The following is a 21,655-nucleotide window of genomic DNA, read 5'->3' as shown; positions in this document are numbered from 1 at the left end:
TCTTTTTTTAGCTACTATAGAATACCATAATTCCCCTTGAACATAAAAAGGAGGATTAACGAAACTGTTCGCTAATCCTTCCATCGTTTAAAGTATTTTTTCTAAGAATTCTTTTCCCCTGTCGCTTTGCGGGTTCGAGAAAAACGGAAGCGGCTCTCCTTCTTCGACGATCTTACCATCATCCATGAATAAGACTCTGTCTGCCACTTCTCTGGCAAAGCCCATTTCATGGGTTACAATGATCATCGTCATCCCTGAATGAGCAAGTGACTTCATGACTTCCAGTACCTCTTTGACCATTTCCGGATCCAGTGCAGATGTCGGTTCGTCAAAAAGCATCACTTTCGGTTCCATGGCAAGTGCCCTCGCAATCGCTACACGCTGCTTTTGGCCTCCTGATAAACGGTTTGGGTATTCATCACTCTTTTCTTCCAAACCGACCTTTTTTAGAAGGTCCGTCCCTAATTTTTTTGTTTCTGTTCTGTTTAGCCCCTTCACTTTCACTGGAGCGTAGATCACGTTTTCCAACGCTGTCATATGAGGAAAGAGGTGAAAGTGTTGAAATACCATGCCTATATCTTGTCTCACTTTGCTTATATTCTTGCCTTTCACAACAGCTTCTTCAAAGTATATCGATCCTGAAGTCGGTTCCTCTAAATAATTCAGGCAGCGGAGCAGAGTGGATTTCCCTGAACCGGAAGGGCCGATCAATGCGATAACCTCCCCTTTTTCCACGGAAAAATCTATACCTTTCAAAACTTGAAGCTTTCCAAACGATTTGGTGATTTTTTCTGCTTTAATCATTCCCACGTAGTCTCCCTTCCAGCGCTTTCCCTAACAAAGTTAGTATCATGACAAGCACATAATAGATCAGTCCTGCAAATAGGAGTGGTTCGAAAAAGGAATACAAATCACTACCTACCATATACGAACGTCTCATTACATCGGCTGCTCCGATTACGGTAACGATGGCCGATTCCTTCGTAAGGGTGATAAATTCATTCATTAAGGCAGGCAAAATGTTTTTAATCGCCTGAGGCAGAATCACGTCTTTCATCATCAAACGATACGGAACACCAAGAGCCATGGCCGCTTCCTTTTGACCTTTATCCACTGCATTGATTCCTGCACGGATGATCTCGGATATATAGGCAGCTGAATTAAGTGAAAAAGAAAGGATGGCTGCTGTGTACGGTTCGATCTGAGTTCCAAAAAGCTGAGGCGAACCATAAAAGATGATCATTAATTGCAGAACTAAAGGAGTCCCCCGAAAAACCGATGTATAAATATCTGCAAGGAATGTTAAAGGTTTGATGGAACTTATTTTACAAAGAGCAAGCAGAATACCGAAGGCAAATCCAAGTATTCCTGCTAACCCTACAATTTTAAGAGTGACCTTCAATCCTTCCAAAATAAAAGGAATCGAAGGGATCAGTTGTTGAAAATCAAGTGGCATTGTATTCTCCTCCAATCTTGCTGTTAAATAGGAATGGCTAACCGATGATGGGTTAGCCATTCTATCAATCTACTGTTCTCCATCAAACCACTTTTCAGCCAGTTTATCCAATTCTCCATTTTCTTCGAGCTTTTTCAATGCATCGTTGAATTTGCCTGTAAGCTCACTGTCCTTTGGAAGTGCTACGGCAGAACCGGCCTCTTCTTCGTTCACGTCCATTGTATTTCCTTGAAGCTCTTTATTTTTATCCAAATAACCATTTGCTACTGTATTTTCTATGATAATGGCATCAAAGCGTCCATTCTGCAGATCCTGTATCAGCTCAGGAATACGGTCACGGGTCTCCACTTTTAATGGGATCGATGTGGAAAGCTCTTCTGCAGCATCCTGCTGGATGGAACCTAACTGAACACCCACCGATTTCCCATCAAGATCCTTTTCACTTTGAATTCCGCTCTCTTTTGTTGAGATGATCATATCTTTTGCTGTGTAATAGACATCACTGAAGTCAACGTTCTTTTGTCGTTCCGGGGTAGGGGTCATAGCTGAAAGCACAAAGTCCACCTGGCCGGTTTTAAGAGCTGAAATTAATCCGCTGAACTCCATATCTTTGATCTCAATTTCATAACCAAGTTCATCTGCCAGCATATGAGCCAAATCGATGTCGTACCCGATAAATTCATCACTGTTTGCCGTATCCACGTATTCAAATGGTTTATAGTCAGCCGACGTACCCATAATCAGTTTTTTTGCTTCACCTGAAGCGGTTTCTGCATTCTCTTCTCCTCCACCACACGCAGCAAGAGTAGTAGAAATGATTAATACTAAAATAAGAGATACTATCTTTTTCATTGTAATTCCTCCTCGATTGAAATGTATAAATATAATATATAATGTATATTAATTACTATATTCGTATTGTAGCAAAGATAAATATTTATGCAATAGTTTCTATAATTATAGATAAATGTTTATATTTTCTGAAAATTATAGTGTTTTTTTTTAGGTTTTTATAAGGCAGAGTAAATAGAGAAGGATGAATATTATTCAAATTATATGCATTAATAGTGGATTTGAGCGTCGTCGTAACTTCTGGCTGTCACAATTGAGGTAAGTTTCACTGATAATTGAGAGGAATTGAGTATGGATTCGGTAAGAAGGATCATTTTAATCGAGATCTTAGAGATGGATAAAGCTTCTCGGCAATTTAAGAACCAAATCCCCCTTCATAATCCTTAATTGCGTCATTTTGAGAGGGAATTGCGTATCTTGGTAAAAAAAGGAATTCGCCAGTTCCAACTTCCACAACCAACATAAAAAACCCGTCAAGCTTCTCACTCTACCTGTGAGAAACCAGACGGGCTATTTTCATCTTACTTACACTTCTTCACAATACTGATCGAAGTACGATTGAATTTTGTTCACAACCGACATCGGGTCGTGACCTTCAATTTCATGTCTTTCTACCATCGTCAATAGCTTTCCGTCTTTTAATAGAGCAAATGACGGTGAAGATGGCGGATAACCGGTAAAGTAGCTGCGCGCTTTTGCAGTGGCTTCTTTATCCTGGCCGGCGAATACGGTTACTAATTGATCTGGTCGTTTATCATAATGAATGGAATGAGCTGCTGCTGGACGTGCGATTCCTCCGGCGCAACCACAAACGGAGTTAATCATAACGAGTGTGGTGCCTTCTTTAGTGAAAGCTTGATCTACTTCTTCTTCTGTTGTTAACTGAGTATAACCGGCTTGTTCGATTTCTTGACGAGCCTGGCGAACAACATCATTCATTAATAAATTGAAATCTATATCCATGCTTGAACTCTCCTTTTAATCGCTGACTTAATCATTCTCCCTAAAAACAGGAATTTTGATGTACTCCTATCATAACAATTTCAAACCCTATGTTTCAATTAAAAATAACTAAACCCGTCAATGAATTGCGCCCTTATATCGCTTAAGCAATTCTTCTACTGCCTGAGAAGTGGTATAGTCCCCTTCCTTCACACGCCCTTCCATGTGTGGAAGTGCAGACTTTATATCCTTATGGTAAAAGAAATCTGACAGGATTCTTTCTTTCAACATCGTATGAAACCATTCCTGCTTTTGGAGAAGTCGCCTTTCTTCAAAGACTCCCTGTTCTTTTGATTGCTTCTCAAACTGTCGGATCACATTCCACATCTCTTTTAATCCCTCATTTTTCAAGGCAGAACAGGTATAAGCCTTTGAGCTCCAACCTTTAGTTGCGGGAGTCAAGAAGTGGAGGATTTGGTTCAGCTCTCTTTTTGTTTTCTCAGCGAGAGGTTTATTTTCTCCATCCGCTTTGTTGACAAGTAATGCATCGGCAAGCTCCATGATCCCCTTTTTCATTCCTTGAAGCTCGTCCCCCGCTCCAGTGATGACGAGCAGGAGGAAGAAATCCACCATTTGCCTCACCATCACTTCACTCTGACCGACTCCAACGGTTTCAATGATCATCAGATCATATCCGGCCGCTTCGCATAAGAGAAGGGTTTCACTGGTTTTCCGGTGTACTCCACCAAGTGTTCCTGCAGTGGGGGAAGGTCTTACAAAAGCATGGGGGTTTTTCGATAATTGTTCCATCCTTGTTTTATCCCCCAGAATACTGCCACCGGAAATGGAAGAGCTGGGATCAATCGCAAGGACGGCAACCCGGAGACCCTGCTCACATAACATTTCCCCGAACGCTTCTATGAATGTACTTTTACCGGCTCCCGGCACACCTGTAATGCCGATCCGAAAACTTTTACCCGTATAGGGAAGGAGCTCCTGCAACAGTTCCTGTCCCATGGCATAATGCTGTTCTGCATTGCTTTCAATCAGCGTGATGGCCTTCGCCAAGGAGCTACGGTCGCCTTTCAAGACCCCGTCCTTTAATTCGGGAATCGATACAGAATCCTTTTTCTTCTTCACAAACCGCTTCTTTCGCCCTGAATCATTCTCTGCCATTATTCAGCCACTTCCTCATAGCCCAGCATTTCATAAATTTCTTTGATGACTTTTTGTGCAGCAACGGGTATGATCGTTCCTGGTCCAAAAACGGCAGAGGCTCCGTTATTCAATAGGAAGTCATAATCCTTAGCGGGAATCACTCCACCAATGACAACGAGAATGTCTTCTCTGCCTAATTTCTTCAGTTCCGCTACCAGTTGAGGAAGGAGTGTTTTATGTCCTGCGGCCAGTGAACTTACACCGATGACATGCACGTCATTTTCGACTGCTTGCAGAGCCGTTTCTGCAGGCGTCTGGAACAATGGTCCGATATCCACATCGAAGCCGAGGTCTGCGAACGCCGTGCTAATCACCTTAGCACCTCTGTCATGCCCGTCCTGACCCATCTTTGCAATCAGGATACGCGGTCTTCTTCCTTCGTTTTCCAAAAATTCTTCTGTCATCTCTTTCACGACGTTGATTTCTTGTTCATTTGAAAAGTTCGAGCTGTACACCCCACTTATACTCCGGATCGTTGCTTTATGTCGTCCTGATACTTTTTCAATGCTATCAGATATTTCTCCAAGTGTCGCCCGGGCTCTCGCTGCCTCTACCGCTTTTTCAAGTAGATTCCCTTCTCCTGTTTCTGCTACAAGCGTTAATGCCTCAAGGGTTTCGGTTACTCTATTCTCATTTCGTTCTTCTTTAAGCATTTGAATTCGCTCAATTTGCTTTTGTCTTACAACTGTATTATCTATATCCAGCGTTTCAATCGGGTCTTCTTTGTCCAGGCGATACTTATTTACCCCGACAATCGCTTCATCCCCGGAATCAATCATTGCCTGTCTTCTCGCAGCCGCTTCCTCGATCCGCATCTTCGGCAATCCGGTTTCAATGGCCTTGGTCATTCCGCCAAGCTCTTCGATTTCTTCGATATGCTCCCAGGCCTTCTCTATCAACTGATCGGTCAAGGATTCAACATAATGTGAACCGGCCCATGGATCAATCACTTTGGTAATAGCGGTTTCCTCTTGAAGGTATAGTTGTGTATTACGTGCGATCCGTGCAGAGAAGTCTGTCGGCAGGGCGATCGCTTCGTCCAATGCATTGGTATGAAGGGATTGTGTATGACCCATAGCAGCCGCGTGCGCCTCAAGTAAAGTACGAATGACATTATTATACGGATCCTGCTCCGTTAAGCTCCATCCGGACGTTTGAGAGTGGGTTCTGAGCGCCAACGATTTCGGATTTTCAGGACTGAATGTTTTCATCATTTTTGCCCAGATTCTCCGCGCCGCCCTCATTTTGGCCACTTCCATGAAATAATTCATGCCAATCGCCCAGAAGAATGAAAGTCTTGGTGCAAAGGAATCGATATCGATACCTGCCTTGAGACCTGTCCGCACATACTCAAGACCATCTGCCAACGTGTAAGCAAGCTCAATATCGGCAGGCGCTCCCGCTTCTTGCATATGATACCCGGAAATACTGATGCTATTAAACTTCGGCATATGTTTGGACGTATACTCAAAGATGTCTGCAATTATCTTCATGGATGTTTCAGGAGGATAAATATAGGTGTTCCGCACCATATACTCTTTTAAAATATCATTTTGAATCGTACCGGACAGCTTCTCCTGCGAAACGCCCTGTTCTTCTGCCGTGACGATATAAAATGCAAGGATGGGCAGCACCGCTCCGTTCATCGTCATGGACACAGACATTTGATCAAGGGGTATTCCATCAAATAAAATCTTCATATCCAGAATCGAATCGATGGCGACTCCCGCTTTTCCTACATCCCCCACCACCCGGGGATGATCGGAATCATAACCACGATGAGTAGCTAAATCAAAAGCGACAGACAAACCTTTCTGCCCCATACTTAAGTTTCTTCTATAAAAGGCGTTGCTTTCTTCTGCTGTTGAAAATCCTGCATACTGCCTTACCGTCCAAGGACGATTCACATACATGGTAGGGTACGGTCCCCTTGTATAAGGAGCCAAGCCTGGGAGGTCTTCTCCATGGGATATATCTTTTGAGTCCTCTTCTGAATAAAGAGATTTTATGATGATCTTCTCATTTGTCTCATAGGTGCTGCCTGTATGAGACCCATCATTCTTTCTCGCTTCTTTCGAATAAGGGTTGATTTCTTGCCAATCAGGCTTTGTCATTGTCAGTTCCCTCCTCCCAGATGGTTAATAGCTCATCTACTTTTTTCAGTATGTTTTGCTTGTTGTAAATGGATCCATTCAGTCCTAAACGAACCCACTCATGCTCATCAGGTATTTTCCCTGCTGCGTCAATTACAATGGTCGCATCAATATGATGAATGGACTCAATCAGCATAGGCAGGTTTTGTTGATATTCTTCCTCTGTTCCACAAACCACATAATATGGATAACGGGTTTCTTCCACAAATTGAAGTATATCTTCCTTAGAGAAGCACTCTTTACTTTGATTCGCATGAATGCCCCCCGTCGCTAAAAATCCTTTTACAAAATCAGCGCGGGGCTTATGGGTTTTTAGCTTTCCTAACCCTATTAAACCTGCCACCGGTTTACTTGTCAGCTTATGTGTCCTTTCTCTTAATCTTTCAAAAGGAAGCGACAATCGCTCACCCACATTATTAGATGATGGAGTTTGAAATGTCTCCTCAAGATTTGCATAGATATTCGTCCCGATCATCGAGTTTTTTCTTGTGGCTAAATCATGAATACGTGACTCTCTCACTCTATTTATTTTTTCATGAATGGTACCATTTCTCAGACCGACAAGGATTCCCCCATCTCCATGGACCTGTTGAAATTCCTTCCATGCAAGCTTACCTACCTCTTCTGATAACCATTCCACATAATATGAACCGCCCCCAGGGTCGACCACTTTATCCAAATGAGCTTCTTCCCCAAGGATCAGTTGCGTATTCCGGGCAATTCTCTCAGAAAACGCGTTCACTTCCCCACTCACTTCATTGAATGGAGCAACGAGAAGGTAATCCACCCCTGCAAGAATGGCAGAAAACGCTTCTCCTCCCCCGCGAAGCATATTGACATACGGATCGAGTGTGGATTTGTTCAATTGAGACGTTTCCGCACTGCAGCTGACCGAATGAGCGATCGCTTGTTCTGAAAGTCCATAAGACGATAATACTTCTTGCCACAATTTCTTAAAGGCCCTGATTTTGGCTATTTCCATAAAGAAATGGCTGCCTACTGAAAAGTGAAAATGCATTTTCCCAGCTATCTTTTCTATGGTCCATCCCTTTTCCTGAAGTGCTTCAATATAAGCGACCCCTTCACTCAGGCCGTATGCCAATTCCTGCGTGGCACTTCCTCCACTATTATGATACTGGGCAGAATCAATGATTATGGTCTTCAGATTAGGCAGATGCTCATCTACATCTTTTACAACTTCCAACCAATCTTCAAACAGCTCCCGATTTTCATTTATTGGATCAAAGCCCATCACACCTCTGATTTCCTTCAGTTCAGGAATTTCCATCATTCGTTGAATAGAGAGTGCTGTCTTTTTTTCAATGGAAAAGACCGGAGTCTCTAACTCAACGACTTCTTTAATAAATTGATGGAACCCTTCACTTATGTCTAAGTCACCTAATTGAAATGCAACACAGTTCTGTCCCCGGGATAATGCATCCTTCATTGCAGAAGTGAGTTCTTCCCAAGTGCCCCTTTTGACCGGTTGAGCGATGAACCATTTTGGAGTCCGCTCCAATTTCCCTTCAACATTAGGGATATAAGATTTCACCCTATCCACTTCTGGTAAATCATCCTGCGTGTATAACGGTTTAAGTTCAATATTTTCATAGGTTTTCGTATGTAAGGAACGAATCCCTTTCCCCTTTAACGCTATTTCAGCTGCTTCTTGCCATTCTTTAAGTGTTCGTCGACTGAATGATTGTTCTTTCATATCACTAAGCTTCATAGTACCCCTCTTTCGACCTGCATGATTGTAATCGGTTACATTTACATCTGAAGAACTTCACTTAACTAGCTTGAGTGCGCATTGAACATTCGAAATATTTATACTAATACTATTTTAGTATATAAAAGAAAACGTATTTCTTCAATCTCTCTGGTAAATGAATCAAAAAAGAAAGAAGAGTCGACGGGGTCGACTCTTCCTCCCTTAAGCTTTATTTCTTTGTATTGATATACAATTTACCTTCTGCACGTTTCGTTGTGACATTTCCATAATCATCGGAAATCTTCACTTCAATAAGTGCTCCAGGTGCCTTTACATTTGAAGTGGCAGTATAATAACCAACGTAGTGACCTTCTGATGTTTCCATCATTGGAAGCTCATTTGCGTTTGTTACTTGGGATCGTGCATTTGTCAGTGGCATCTGGATGACAAATGTAGCATCTAAACCAGGCTCACTGTCAAATTCGATTTTAACCGATTCACCCTTCTTCAGCTCTTTATCTTCAGCAGGGAGAAGATTTTCAACAGCGATGTCACCAAATTTAGCAAAGACAGTCACTCTTTGTTTCTTTTTGTTTCCAGCTTTATCTTTCGCTACTACCTGGATGACATTTTCTCCTTCATTCAGAAGCAATCTATGACTGAACTTCCCATCACTTACAGAAGCTTTCTCGCCATTTACTTTTACCCAGGCAAGATTTTCATCGCCAATCGTTCCTTCTACGGTGATGGCTTCACGATTCGTTTTCATGCCTTCTTTAGGAGACGTGATGGCAAGTTCAGGCTTCACTTGATCAAGGGTGATGGTCACAGGCTCAGATGGTCCCGTCATCCCTTGTTCGGTTGCTGCCTTTGCAGTAATCGAGTTCTCCCCATCGTGTAATGAAACATCCGCAGAGAAGGTGCCATCTTCCATCGTTTCTGCTGTCGCCACTTCGTCGTCACCATTAAAGAGGTGAACGGTTGTGGTCGGGGCAGAAGTCCCTTCAACGGTAACCGAATCCTTATTTGTAAATGATCCATCTTTCGGTGATGTGATGACTGGTGAAGTGACTTCATAATTCACTGTTGCACGAATCATGTAGTTCCCTTCGTCTTCTGGTGCTTGAGACCATGCGCCTCCGACGAATTGCCAGCTTCTTGCCGCATATTCGCCATCTTCATCTGTTCCAAGTCCAGGTGCATTCGGATTTGGAGCTGATTGAATGTATACCATGTAGAAATCACCTTCTACCATGATGCCATGCTGGCTTAGATCTACATGTGTCCATTCCCCGTTACGTAAAGCAGTTCCATCAAACGGACCGGCTAGTTTCTTACCAGGAGCGCCATCTGGACCAGATGCATCATAAACGGCAACCTGGAATTCTGTTCCTCCCGGTACTGGCCATTCTGTATCCCAGAAGCGGAATAACCCACCTGTAACCAATGCTGTTTCATTGCCTTCTTCAAGAGACATTTTCACAGCCCAGCCATTACCTGCATCATAGAATGCACGTGCGTTTTCAGCTGTTCCATCATCGTAACCAATTTCACCGGGATACCCGATGAAAGGCTCTAATGAAACATCGGCATTTGTGGCTTCTCCACCTTCAACTGTTACTGTCATTTCCTTACTATAGTAGTAAGGTGCAACTACTTTAAGGGTGTACTCACCTTCATATGCCTCCAGCTCATATTCACCATTTTCATTCGTTTCTACCGGCTCCACAACAGCATCTTCAAGTAAGAAGACAGTAGCTCCCTCAACCGGTTCTCCAGAAATTTCATTTGTGACTGTTCCCGTAATATTCCCTTGAGGAATTTCTTCAAGTGTAAAATTGGCGTTAGATGTCTGATCTGCTTCAATCGTTACACTTTGTGTTTCTGATCTGAATCCATAGGTTGATGCTTGCAGCGTAAACTCACCGGCTGCATGAGTCATTTCGTACGATCCGTCGGCAGGGTTCGTATATACCGAACGTCCCGTTTCCAGTACGCTTACTTCCGCTTGCAATGGAAGCAGCACCGGTCCTGGTACGTTTCCTTCTACCGGAGTTTCTTTGCTTACATGTTTAGCCATTTTGATTTTATTCGGATTTACACTCGGTTTCTTTGAAACGGATGATGACTTCTCATCCTTCGATTTCAATCCAAGGTTCATCTTCTTAGCTGGAAGAATCGATTCAGCACTTAGTTTCACATCGTCGACGTACCAGCCCTGTTTCACAACACTTCCATCTGATGTAACATTGAAAGCGATGTAGATTCGCTGACCGGCAAATTGACTCAGATCCACTTCTCCGTCGACCCAGCCATCCGTATTCCCATTCACACGAAGGGCTTGCGTCCACTCTTCACCATCTGTGGATACAAACACATGACCATAATCATAGTTTCTTTCTAGCTCATGCCACTGCTTGAATTGTAAGTAGCTATTTCCTTCAGGTAAATCGATCGGAGGCATTTGTAAGGACATGTTGGCACTGTTGTCATACGTACCATCCAGACTTGTTGCATATACCTTTTCTCCTGAAGTAGCTGCTCCAGGACCATTTACCGGTACACCCCACTCCCAGTTGTTTCCTGGGCCATAAGAATTCCAGCCACTTGGAGAAGACTCAAAGTCCTGCTCATATCCGACTGTGATTCCCGGAAGAAGAGTGACAGAATAGGCATCCGTTTCTACTTCATTTCCGCCAAAGTCCATTGCCGACCATTTATAAGTAACACTTTCTCCTGTCAGTGCTTCCCCAGGAATGGTAGCCTCATAAGTTCCTGATGTATAGTCACCTGCAGATCTTGTTGCTTCAACAGATTCCCAAGCACCATCCTGATTTTGATAATGTAATGAAACATTCGTTACACTCACATTATCATTTGCTTCCGCTTGTAGTGGCAGATTCATTCCTTCAAATGCTTCACCAGGGGCTTCATGACTGATTACTGGAGCTTCAGAGTCATCCCCTTCTTTTGAAACTTGCCCTTCTACTTTTCCAATACCGCTCATTACGGATGAAACAGCATCGAATGCGTTAACCAAGCCATGACCATATCCATTATTAGGTGTTTCAGGGAAAGTACCGTCTGTCAATGGAACAGCCGTTGACATTAAGATTTCTTCCATTTCATCAACCGTCAAACTTGCATCCACTTGTCTCAATAATGCTGCAACTGCAGAGACGTGAGGACCCGCCATTGATGTACCATTCCATCCGCCTTCGTAGTTACTTCCCGGTACTGAAGAGCGAATATTCACTCCCGGTGCGGAAATTTCAGGTTTAACTTCCTCGTATGGAGAAGGACCCTGCAGTGAGAAACTTCCAAGGTTGTCATTAATATCCGTTGCACCCGTTGCAAATGACTCAGGGTAATTTGCAGGTGTAGCAATTGAACCCGGGCCTCCAGGATTAAATAATGTTGTATTACCAGCAGAGAACTCAGGGAATATTTCGGCCGCTCTCCATGCGTTCACCATATCCCGGTACCACTCATCAAGACCGGGACCCCCACCCCATGAGTTATTGACAACATCTGGAGCCATCTCCGGATGCGGGTTGCCCTCAGCATCCTTAGGAGCAAGAATCCATTCTCCCGCTTCCAACAAATCAACATCTGTTCCTCCATCTGCCGTGAATGCTTTTACAGCAATCCACTTTGCTCCGGGAGCGACGCCGATCTGATTGCTGCCGTCAGGTTCTGAACCAACCATTGTTCCTGTAACATGCGTACCGTGTCCTTGATCATCATAAGGTGCACTTTGCCCTGCTGTTGCATCAAACCAGCTGAATTCATGATCAGGGGCATCAGGATTTTGAGGGTCATATCCTCTGTACTTTTCCTGTAAAGCCGGATGATTCCATTGAACACCTGTATCAATCGATGCTACAACGGTTCCAGCTCCATCAATTCCCATATCCCAAACCGCAGGTGCACCAACTCTGTCAATATTCCATTCAATCGATGCCGGATTGTTTTGGACTTCTTTTTCTGCAACGCTGGCTGAATCTTCAACTTTTGCCGGTTGAATGAGCTGACGCGTTTCATTCGGCAAGATTTTCTCAACTTCAGCAAATGTTGAAATTTTATCCATTACCTCTTTTGTGGAAGTAACGGCCATTCCGTTTACAACATAGAAGTCTTTTATTTCTTTTACTGCACCGGACTTCTTCTGTTTCGTTAAGTATTCTTTCACTTCTGCTTGAGATTCAAGGGCCGTGGCACGAAGCTCGGAAACGACCAAATTTCGCTTCAGTAATTTTTTGCTGTTAGCAGACAGCTTCTGCTTTTTCGCTTTTTCAGCCGCCTTCTTAGCTACAGCCTTCGTATCAAGCTGCTCCTTGAACTTCACTAAGTATGTGACGTGCTTATCTTTCTTGAATTGATCATGTAGTTTCGATGTGATCTTTGATTGTGGACTTACCTTTGCGCTTTCGCTTGCTGAAGTGGATGGTTTTTCTTTAGCCAGAGCTGATTGTGAGGTATTCGCTGCCCCTGCATTGAATGGAAATAGTAATGGGACAAACATTACTAAGGTGAGTACAATGGATAACCATCTTGCTTTACGCTTTCTACCTGTCATCTAATTCCCTCCCAGTAATTTTAGATTCCTTCAGTAAACCCGACACCTCCCTGATTCACTACTTGGTAAAAAGTAGGTGTTAAACCAAAGATAACCAATAACAATGTAAAATGTTGTAAGTTTATGTCGGATTAAATCTGAATATTCGGAAATTAATAGAAAAGTCACCCTCCCGCCTATTTCTTGTATGCATATAGTCACACAGAAAATATAACTAGAGGAATATTATGGATTATAATGCACATCTCATAGGTTAAAAGGATGAAGCATCTCTGTTATTTCACATTCAGCAGAGAATAAATGAGAGAGAAGACATAGGAGGGAATTTGATCTTGAAAGCACTCGGAAAACTACCTATAAATAGTAAAAAATTCATTGTCTGGATATTCTTTCAGTTATAATTTTCCATTATTTCCTGGATCTTTGGGCCTGCCATTTCGTTTTTATAATCCTTTCTATCCAGGAATAGAAAAAAAAAGGACCAACCACCCAGGGTCAGTCCTTGTCACTATTAATATACAGATGTATTTTCTTTTGATGTGTTTTCTAAGATTTCTTTTACCCGCTGCAAGAATCTACCGCATACCAATCCGTCAAGAACACGGTGATCAAGTGACATACACAGGTTCACCATATCACGAACTGCAATCATCCCGTTGTTCATGACAACCGGACGCTTCACAATCGACTCCACCTGAAGGATTGCTGCTTGAGGATAATTAATGATCCCCATCGATTGTACTGAGCCAAATGACCCGGTATTATTAACTGTAAATGTGCCTCCCTGCATATCTTGAGAAGTCAATTTACCGCTGCGGACTTTTCCGGCAAGCTCAGTAATTTCTCTTGCAATTCCTTTGATCGTCTTTTCGTCTGCATTTTTGATCACAGGCACATAGAGTGCATCATCTGTGGCCACTGCAATGGAAAGATTGATGTCTTTCTTTTGAACAATCTTGTCCCCTGCCCACATAGAGTTGATTTGCGGATACTCTTTAAGGGCTTGCGCTACAGCTTTCACAAAGAATGCGAAGAATGTCAGATTAAAACCTTCACGCTGCTTGAATTCAGTCTTAAGGGAATTTCTATAGTCAACAAGGTTGGTAACATCCACTTCCATCATCGTCCAAGCGTGAGGAGCTTCATGCTTGCTGCGAACCATGTTTGATGCGATGGCTTTACGAATTCCCGAAACCGGGATTTCAATGTCACCAGGTACAACAGGAACGTTCGCTGCAGGTGCCGATTGCTTGGCCGGTTGTTGAGCTGATTGCTCTTTCACAGGTGCTTGCTGAGGAGCCGGAGCTTCAGCCTTAGGTGCCGGAGCCTCTCCTGCTTTTGGAATATTACCTGACTCAATGACCTTCTTTAGATCTTTACGAGTGATACGGCCGCCGTTTCCAGTGCCTTCTACTTGATTCAGATCAATATCATGCTCCTGAGATAGCTTTAACACTGCAGGAGAATATCTTGCTTTATTCCCACTATCTTTACTTGGAGCCTTCACTTTAGGTGCTGTTTGAGGTGCTTCATCCGCTGCCTTCTTAGGCTCTTCTTTCGGAGTTTCTTCAACAGGTGCAGAACCTTCACCTTCCACTTCGATCGAACAAATGATTTCCCCTACTTCAAGAGTATCTCCTTCGTCTGCAATCAATTCCTTAATGGTACCTGTGAAGGATGATGGCACTTCTGCATTTACTTTATCCGTTTGAACTTCTGCAATCGGATCATATTTATTAACGGTATCACCAGGTGACACCAACCATTTACTAATTGTACCTTCTGTAACACTTTCCCCTAGCTGAGGCATTTTCATATTTTCAATACCCAATGAGGAACCCTCCTTACTGTGCGTTTAATTGGTGTTGACTGTGATTAAAATTCTGCAAGTTCACGCATTGCTTTTTCTACTTTGTCCGGGTTAATCATAAAGTATTTTTCCATTGTTGGTGCATACGGCATTGAAGGAACGTCAGGACCAGCAAGGCGTTTGATTGGAGCATCAAGCTCGAATAAACAATTTTCAGCGATAATCGCAGAAACCTCACCCATGATGCTTCCTTCTTTATTATCTTCTGTCACGAGCAGAACTTTGCCTGTTTTAGAAGCTGCTTCAATGATCGCTTCTTTATCTAATGGATAGATCGTACGTAAATCAAGGATGTGCGCCTCAATTCCGTCTTGGGCAAGCTTTTCTGCTGCTTGAAGAGCAAAGTGAACACACAAGCCGTAAGTGATGACTGTGATGTCTTCCCCTTCACGCTTCACGTCTGCTTTTCCGATTGGGAGAGTATAATCATCATCAGGTACTTCTCCCTTAATTAGACGGTAAGCACGTTTGTGTTCGAAGAATAATACTGGATCTTCGTCGCGGATCGCCGCTTTCAGCAAGCCTTTCACATCATAAGGAGTAGAAGGCATGACTATTTTCAATCCTGGCTGATTAGCGAAAACCGCCTCAACGGATTGAGAGTGATAAAGTGCTCCGTGGACCCCACCACCGTATGGAGCACGAATAACCATTGGACAGCTCCAATCATTATTCGAGCGATAACGAATACGTGATGCTTCAGAAATGATTTGGTTCACAGCAGGCATGATAAAATCAGCGAACTGCATTTCTGCAATCGGTCTCATACCATACATGGCAGCTCCGATTCCAACTCCGGCAATAGCTGATTCTGCAAGTGGTGTATCGATGACGCGGTCTTCTCCAAATTGATCATACAATCCGTGAGTCGCTTTGAATACTCCACCTTTTTTCCCTACGTCTTCTCCAAGAACGAATACTTTCTCATCACGTTCCATTTCTTCTCTAATGGCCATTGTTACGGCATCAATATATGAAATTACTGGCATGATTGAATTCCCCCTTACTTCTCTTCTGCATAAACATACTTCATCGCTGATTCTGCTTCAGCATATGGAGCGTTTTCTGCATAATCCGTTGCTTCGTTCACGAGCTTCATAATGCGATCATTAATTTCTTTTTCAATGTCATCGTTCATAACTCCTGTCTCTTTCAGATAAGCCCCGAACGTAATGATTGGATCGTTTGTTTTCGCTTTTGCCACTTCGTCCGGAGAGCGATAGCTTCGATCGTCATCATCAGAGGAGTGAGGAGTTAAACGGTAAGAAACTGTTTCAACAAGAGTTGGACCCTCTCCACGACGGCCACGATCCGCTGCTTCCTTGACCGCTTTATATACTTCGATTGGGTCATTTCCATCAACCGTGATTCCAGGCATTCCATAACCAATGGCACGATCGGACACTTTCTCACAAGCTAATTGTTTTTCAATCGGAACCGAAATCGCATATTTATTGTTTTCACACATAAAAATGACAGGAAGTTTATGTACACCTGCAAAGTTTGCGCCTTCGTGGAAATCTCCCTGGTTGGAAGATCCTTCACCGAACGTCACAAACGTCACAACATCCTTCTTCTCCATTTTGCCGGCAAGTGCGATCCCAACGGCATGTGGCACTTGAGTGGTTACAGGAGATGAACCCGTTACGATATTATTTTTCTTTTGACCAAAGTGACCAGGCATTTGACGTCCACCTGAGTTTGGATCTTCTGCTTTAGCAAAACCTGATAACATTAATTCCTGGGCAGTCATTCCGAATGTTAATACAACACCCATGTCACGATAGTACGGAAGTACATAATCCTTTTCACGGTCTAAAGCAAATGCAGCACCAACTTGAGCCGCTTCTTGACCTTGACATGAAATTACAAATGGGATTTTACCCGAACGGTTCAGTAACCACATGCGCTCATCGATTTTTCTGGCAAGCAGCATTGTTTCATACATTTCTAATACTTTCTCATTGGAAAGTCCTAACTCTTCATGACGATTTTCTGCCATTTTGTTTACCTCCTACACAATCTAATGGTTGGAAAGGTAGAGAGGACCTCTACCTTCCCTATTGAAATTAATTGTCTACTTGTAGTTCAAGAACAGTAGGCTACACGTTTCTATGAGTGAATTGCCTTTCCATCTACAGCAAGGGCTGCCTCTCCGATCGCTTCTGACAGGGATGGATGAGGGTGGATTGTGTGCGCGATTTCCCATGGGGTTGCGTCCAATACTTTAGCAAGTCCCGCTTCTGAAATCATGTCCGTTACATGCGGACCAATCATGTGTACGCCAAGAATATCATCGGTATCCTTGTCTGCAATGATCTTGACGAATCCATCCGATTCACCATAAACAAGTGCTTTCCCAATTGCTCTGAAACTGAATTTTCCGGTCTTCAGGTTATATCCCTTTTCTTTCGCTTCCTGCTCAGTAATCCCTACGCTTGCAATTTCAGGATTACTGTAGATGCATTTTGAAATGAGGGAATAGTCAATAGGATGCGGCTTCTCATTCGCCATATGTTCCACTGCTGTGATTCCTTCGTGAGATGCAACATGAGCTAATTGAAGTCCACCGATGACATCCCCTATCGCATAAATATGAGATTCCTTTGTTTGGAAGAAATCATTCACTTCAATAAAGCCTTTTTCCATTTTAATATCTGTGTTCTCTAAGCCAATACCTTCAACATTCGCTTGTCTTCCTACAGATACAAGGATCTTCTCTGCTGTAAAGGCTTTTTCTTCTCCTTTATGTTCAGCTTTAATGGTGACCTCTCCGTCCCCTTTTTCTAAGGATTCAGGAAGCACTTTTGCACTTGTCACGATTTTGACGCCTTTTTTCTTCATTAGACGCTGCATTTCTTTAGATATCTCATGGTCTTCGGTTGGTACGATTTTATCGGCATATTCCACAACGGTTACCTCTACATCAAAGTCAGACAGCATAGAGGCCCACTCAATACCGATGACTCCTCCGCCAACGATGATGATCGATTTTGGAAGAGCTTCAAGTGAAAGCGCTTCATCTGAGGATAATACGTATTCTCCATCAATATCAAGTCCCGGTAATGAACGAGGTCTGGAACCTGTAGCAACGATCACATTCTTAGGGATCAACATAGCATTATCTTCCCCATTGTTCATTTCAACCGAAATCGTCCCAGGCATCGGGGAGAAAATAGAAGGTCCTAAAATACGTCCAAGGCCTTCAAAGACATCGATCTTGCCTTGTTTCATCAAGTGTTGAACTCCTTTGTGAAGCTGTTCAACGATCCCGTCTTTTCTAGATTGAACTTTTGTGAAATCTAACTCCACTCCATTGATTTTCACACCAAAGTCTTCACTGTGTTTAGCTGTAGCATATACTTCAGCACTGCGAAGAAGGGCTTTACTGGGTATACATCCTTTGTGTAAGCATGTTCCCCCCAGTTTTCCCTTTTCAACGATTGCTGTTTTTAATCCAAGTTGAGAAGCACGAATGGCGGCTACATAGCCACCTGTGCCTCCCCCTAGAATGACTAAATCATATTCTTCTGCCAATCTTGAGTCCTCCTTGCTCTTATACTCTTGCTTCTTCTTTTACATTTCCAGGGTACACCTTATAGTCTTCTTCACTTCGCAAGACCCTCAATGCCCCTTCCGCAAGAGCTTGCAGTTCATTTTCTCCTGGTTGAATCACGACATCTGCTATCCAATTGATTCGATTGCTTATCGCTTTAACAAACTCTTTACCGTAAGCAAGGCCACCCGTTAACACTATGGCGTCTACTTTCCCATTAAGGACGGCACTTGCTGACCCGATCTCTTTTGCAATTTGATACGCCATCGCATCGTACACTGCTTTGGCATTTTCATCGCCATTTTCAATCATCTTCTCTACTTTTACTGCATCGTTAGTTCCAAGATAACCGACTAAGCCCCCTTGACCCACGAGTTTCTTCATGATTTCATCACGGTAATAATCACCTGAAAAGCATAGGTCAACTAAATCACCCGCTGGAACAGTACCTGCTCTTTCAGGACTGAATGGGCCATCGCCATGCAGACCATTATTCACATCCACCACTTTCCCATTGCGGTGGGCACCGACGGTAATTCCACCGCCCATATGAGTGATGATCAGGTTTAGGTCCTCATATTTCTTTCCGAGTTCCTTTGCGACTCTTCTTGCTACCGCTTTCTGATTTAACGCATGGAAAATACTCTTTCTTTCAATGAGTGAAAAACCTGAAACCCGGGCAAGTGATTGTAGCTCGTCCACTACGACAGGGTCGACAATATATGACGGAATGTTTAATCCAGAGGCAATTTCAAATGCTAAAATCCCACCAAGGTTTGAAGCATGCTGACCTGAGAATCCTTCTCTAAGGTCCTTCAGCATGTCATCATTCACTAAGTAGGTGCCGCCTTCTATCGGTCTAAGAAGGCCCCCACGGCCACAAACAGCACTTAGTTTTGAAATGTTGATCCCTTCTTCATCTAACGTTTGAAGAATGGTATCCTTTCTGAATTCATACTGATCAATAATAGTTGGGAATTCATTGATCTTTTCTGTATCATGACGAATCGTCTTTTCAAAGATAGATCGATCATCATCGAAAACACCAATTTTGGTTGATGTCGATCCAGGGTTAATGACTAATATTCGATGTTTGTTTTCTTGCACTGTTGTTACCTCCATTTGGGTAGCTATTATTGTAATGTTTGTACGTTGAATTTTTCCCCTATGATAGATAACCCCTTAATCTGTTCGATGTTCGCATTTACAGGGAAGAAACGCTCTACTCTTTATAGAAGTAAAGCGTTTTTTCTTCTAATTATCCACGTCTGCTTAAAATATGTTGACCGTTTTGTAAGAACTGGCTTCTTGAACGGCGCATTTTCTCGATTCTTTCTTCCGCCATACGATCAGCAGCTACGTAAGTTGGAACATTATCACGTTTAGCGATTTCAATAACCCGCTCAACGTTGTTGTACACTTGCTCCACTTTTTTCATCGCTCTTTCACTATTGTAGCCGTATAATTCATCCGCTACGTTGATAACTCCACCAGCATTGATGACATAGTCAGGTGCATAAACGATACCCATCTCATGAATTGCGTCACCATGACGAGTTTCTTTTAATTGGTTATTCGCAGCCCCTGCAATGACTTTTGCTTTTAGCTGAGGAATGGTTTCGTCATTGATGATCGCTCCTAGAGCACATGGTGCAAAGATGTCACAGTCAACTCCATAAATTTCGTTGATATCAACCGCTTTTGCCCCGAATTCATCAACAGCACGCTGAACAGCTTCTTTATTGATGTCTGTAACGATCAGATTTGCTCCTTCTTCGTGAAGATGGCGGCACATATTGTACGCAACGTTACCGATTCCTTGAACGGCAATTGTTTTTCCTTCCAGTGAATCTGTTCCAAAGGCTTCTTTCGCTGCAGCTTTAATTCCACGGTATACTCCATAAGCCGTAACAGGAGATGGGTTACCAGAAGAACCAAAGGCTGGTGAAATACCTGTAACATAGTCTGTTTCTTCATGAATCAAGTCCATATCAGCAACTGTAGTACCAACATCTTCAGCTGTAATATAACGACCGTTTAATCCCTGGATGTATCGACCAAACGCACGGAACATTTCTTCATTCTTATCTTTGCGAGGGTCACCGATGATAACCGTTTTCCCTCCACCTAAGTTAAGTCCGGCAGCTGCATTTTTGTACGTCATACCTTTTGCAAGACGCAGAGCATCTTCAATCGCTGCTTCTTCAGATTCGTATGTCCACATACGAGTTCCTCCAAGTGCAGGTCCAAGAGTTGTATCATGAATCGCGATGATCGCTTTCAACCCTGATGCTTCATCTTGACAGAATACCAATTGCTCATAATCATATTGTTCCATATAGCTGAAAATTTTCATTTTTATTTCCCCCTAAAGTCTAATTATGTTTGATGTATCTTTATTTATTTGAAGCAGAGCATATGGCCAGTGCCAATGAATATAATTTACTTTCTGCACTGTCTGCTCTGGATGTTAACACGATTGGTGCTTTTGCTCCCGCAATCACTGCCCCGACTTTCGCTTTCGCAAAATAAATCAGGGACTTGTAAAGGGCATTACCCGTTTCGATATTCGGAACGAGCAGGATATCTGCTTGTCCTGCGACGTCACTTTCAATCCCTTTATGTTCGGCAGCGTGATGAGAAACTGCATTATCAAGGGCTAATGGTCCATCGACGGCACAATGACGAATCTGACCTCTTTGATTCATCATTGTAAGGGAAGCGGCATCCACTGTTGCCTGCATGGCCGGATTCACTACTTCAACCGCGGCTATCGGGGCAACTTTCGGATGGTTGACACCGATTGATCGGGCAATTCCAACGGCATTTTCAATAATTTGCGCTTTTTGCTGCAGATCAGGTGCAATGTTCATCGCTGCATCCGTAATAAATGTCAATCTATCGAACCCAGCCACCTCAAAAGCTGCGACATGTGATAATACATTTCCTGTACGGAGTCCCCACTCTTTATTTAACACTGCCTTTAATATGACAGCAGTAGGAACATTCCCTTTCATTAAAGCACTTGCTTCATTTTCCTTTACAGCCTTCACAGCAAGTTCCGCAGCTTTCTGTGGAGAAAAAGCATGCTTGATTTTAATGTTGCCGTGTGATCGAAGCTGCGGCGCAACCTCTTCTAAAAGAGAGAGAATTTCTTCTTTATCACCAAATAATAAAAATTTGGCCATGTTTTTTTCAACTGCCATCGCGACAGCCCCAAGGACTTCTTTATCTTCTGCAGCTGCAACCGCTACAGTGGAATTTTCTATCTGGGTTGCTTTTTCCACCAAAGATTGTAGATTCATGTATGTCGTTTCA

Annotated in this window: 15 protein-coding genes; all 15 read right to left on the bottom strand. The window is 43.0% G+C overall.

Going from position 1 to position 21,655, the window contains the following annotated elements; all coding sequences use genetic code 11:
• Window positions 1-87: 87 nt before the first annotated feature.
• The 15 genes from ACQKFO_RS01800 to yqiS all read right to left on the bottom strand — a co-directional run bounded on the left by ACQKFO_RS01800 (window position 88) and on the right by yqiS (window position 21,642).
• Complete coding sequence (locus ACQKFO_RS01800) at window positions 88-804, bottom strand: amino acid ABC transporter ATP-binding protein (protein WP_427596598.1); 717 nt, start codon at window positions 802-804, stop codon at window positions 88-90.
• Window positions 797-1,456 carry an amino acid ABC transporter permease gene (locus tag ACQKFO_RS01795; RefSeq protein ID WP_427597764.1) on the bottom strand — a complete coding sequence of 220 codons (660 nt, stop codon included), beginning with the start codon at window positions 1,454-1,456 and terminating at the stop codon, window positions 797-799. Before ACQKFO_RS01795 ends, ACQKFO_RS01800 begins: the two co-directional genes overlap by 8 nt.
• Before the next feature lie 69 nt (window positions 1,457-1,525).
• A complete protein-coding gene (locus ACQKFO_RS01790) occupies window positions 1,526-2,308 on the bottom strand; it encodes a transporter substrate-binding domain-containing protein (protein ID WP_427596597.1) in 783 nt (260 codons plus the stop codon).
• A gap of 525 nt (window positions 2,309-2,833) precedes the next feature.
• The gene (locus ACQKFO_RS01785; RefSeq protein WP_427596596.1) at window positions 2,834-3,271 is read right to left on the bottom strand and encodes a BrxA/BrxB family bacilliredoxin; all 438 of its coding nucleotides are present in this window, start codon (window positions 3,269-3,271) and stop codon (window positions 2,834-2,836) included.
• 117 nt (window positions 3,272-3,388) lie between these two features.
• Window positions 3,389-4,426, bottom strand: a complete 1,038-nt coding sequence (meaB, locus tag ACQKFO_RS01780; RefSeq protein ID WP_427596595.1) for a methylmalonyl Co-A mutase-associated GTPase MeaB — start codon at window positions 4,424-4,426, stop codon at window positions 3,389-3,391.
• Window positions 4,426-6,582 carry a methylmalonyl-CoA mutase gene (scpA, locus tag ACQKFO_RS01775; RefSeq protein WP_427596594.1) on the bottom strand — a complete coding sequence of 719 codons (2,157 nt, stop codon included), beginning with the start codon at window positions 6,580-6,582 and terminating at the stop codon, window positions 4,426-4,428. The genes meaB and scpA overlap by 1 nt, the downstream gene beginning before the upstream one ends.
• Window positions 6,569-8,350: a methylmalonyl-CoA mutase family protein gene (locus ACQKFO_RS01770; protein ID WP_427596593.1), complete on the bottom strand. Its 1,782-nt coding sequence runs from the start codon at window positions 8,348-8,350 to the stop codon at window positions 6,569-6,571. The genes scpA and ACQKFO_RS01770 overlap by 14 nt, the downstream gene beginning before the upstream one ends.
• 211 nt (window positions 8,351-8,561) lie before the next feature.
• Window positions 8,562-12,911 carry a S8 family serine peptidase gene (locus ACQKFO_RS01765; RefSeq protein WP_427596592.1) on the bottom strand — a complete coding sequence of 1,450 codons (4,350 nt, stop codon included), beginning with the start codon at window positions 12,909-12,911 and terminating at the stop codon, window positions 8,562-8,564.
• 511 nt (window positions 12,912-13,422) lie between these two features.
• Window positions 13,423-14,742 carry a dihydrolipoamide acetyltransferase family protein gene (locus tag ACQKFO_RS01760; protein WP_427596591.1) on the bottom strand — a complete coding sequence of 440 codons (1,320 nt, stop codon included), beginning with the start codon at window positions 14,740-14,742 and terminating at the stop codon, window positions 13,423-13,425.
• Window positions 14,743-14,786: 44 nt separating this feature from the next.
• Window positions 14,787-15,770, bottom strand: coding sequence for an alpha-ketoacid dehydrogenase subunit beta (locus ACQKFO_RS01755; protein WP_148969567.1), 984 nt, complete (start codon window positions 15,768-15,770; stop codon window positions 14,787-14,789).
• A gap of 14 nt (window positions 15,771-15,784) precedes the next feature.
• Window positions 15,785-16,783 (bottom strand): thiamine pyrophosphate-dependent dehydrogenase E1 component subunit alpha, encoded by a 999-nt coding sequence (locus ACQKFO_RS01750; RefSeq protein WP_148969568.1) that lies wholly within the window; start codon window positions 16,781-16,783, stop codon window positions 15,785-15,787.
• A gap of 110 nt (window positions 16,784-16,893) precedes the next feature.
• Window positions 16,894-18,318 (bottom strand): dihydrolipoyl dehydrogenase, encoded by a 1,425-nt coding sequence (gene lpdA / locus ACQKFO_RS01745; RefSeq protein ID WP_427596590.1) that lies wholly within the window; start codon window positions 18,316-18,318, stop codon window positions 16,894-16,896.
• Between the two features lie 19 nt (window positions 18,319-18,337).
• Window positions 18,338-19,459 (bottom strand): butyrate kinase, encoded by a 1,122-nt coding sequence (gene buk / locus ACQKFO_RS01740; RefSeq protein WP_427596589.1) that lies wholly within the window; start codon window positions 19,457-19,459, stop codon window positions 18,338-18,340.
• Window positions 19,460-19,595: 136 nt separating this feature from the next.
• Window positions 19,596-20,693 (bottom strand): branched-chain amino acid dehydrogenase, encoded by a 1,098-nt coding sequence (bcd, locus tag ACQKFO_RS01735; protein WP_148969571.1) that lies wholly within the window; start codon window positions 20,691-20,693, stop codon window positions 19,596-19,598.
• Window positions 20,694-20,733: 40 nt separating this feature from the next.
• Window positions 20,734-21,642 (bottom strand): phosphate butyryltransferase, encoded by a 909-nt coding sequence (yqiS, locus tag ACQKFO_RS01730; RefSeq protein WP_427596588.1) that lies wholly within the window; start codon window positions 21,640-21,642, stop codon window positions 20,734-20,736.
• Between the last annotated feature and the right edge of the window lie 13 nt (window positions 21,643-21,655).

The sequence above is a fragment of the Rossellomorea sp. NPDC071047 genome (assembly GCF_050270195.1).
GTDB lineage: Bacteria > Bacillota > Bacilli > Bacillales > Bacillaceae_B > Rossellomorea.
Note: the sequence above shows the minus strand (reverse complement) of the source record. Positions and strands in the feature narration are given on the sequence as shown.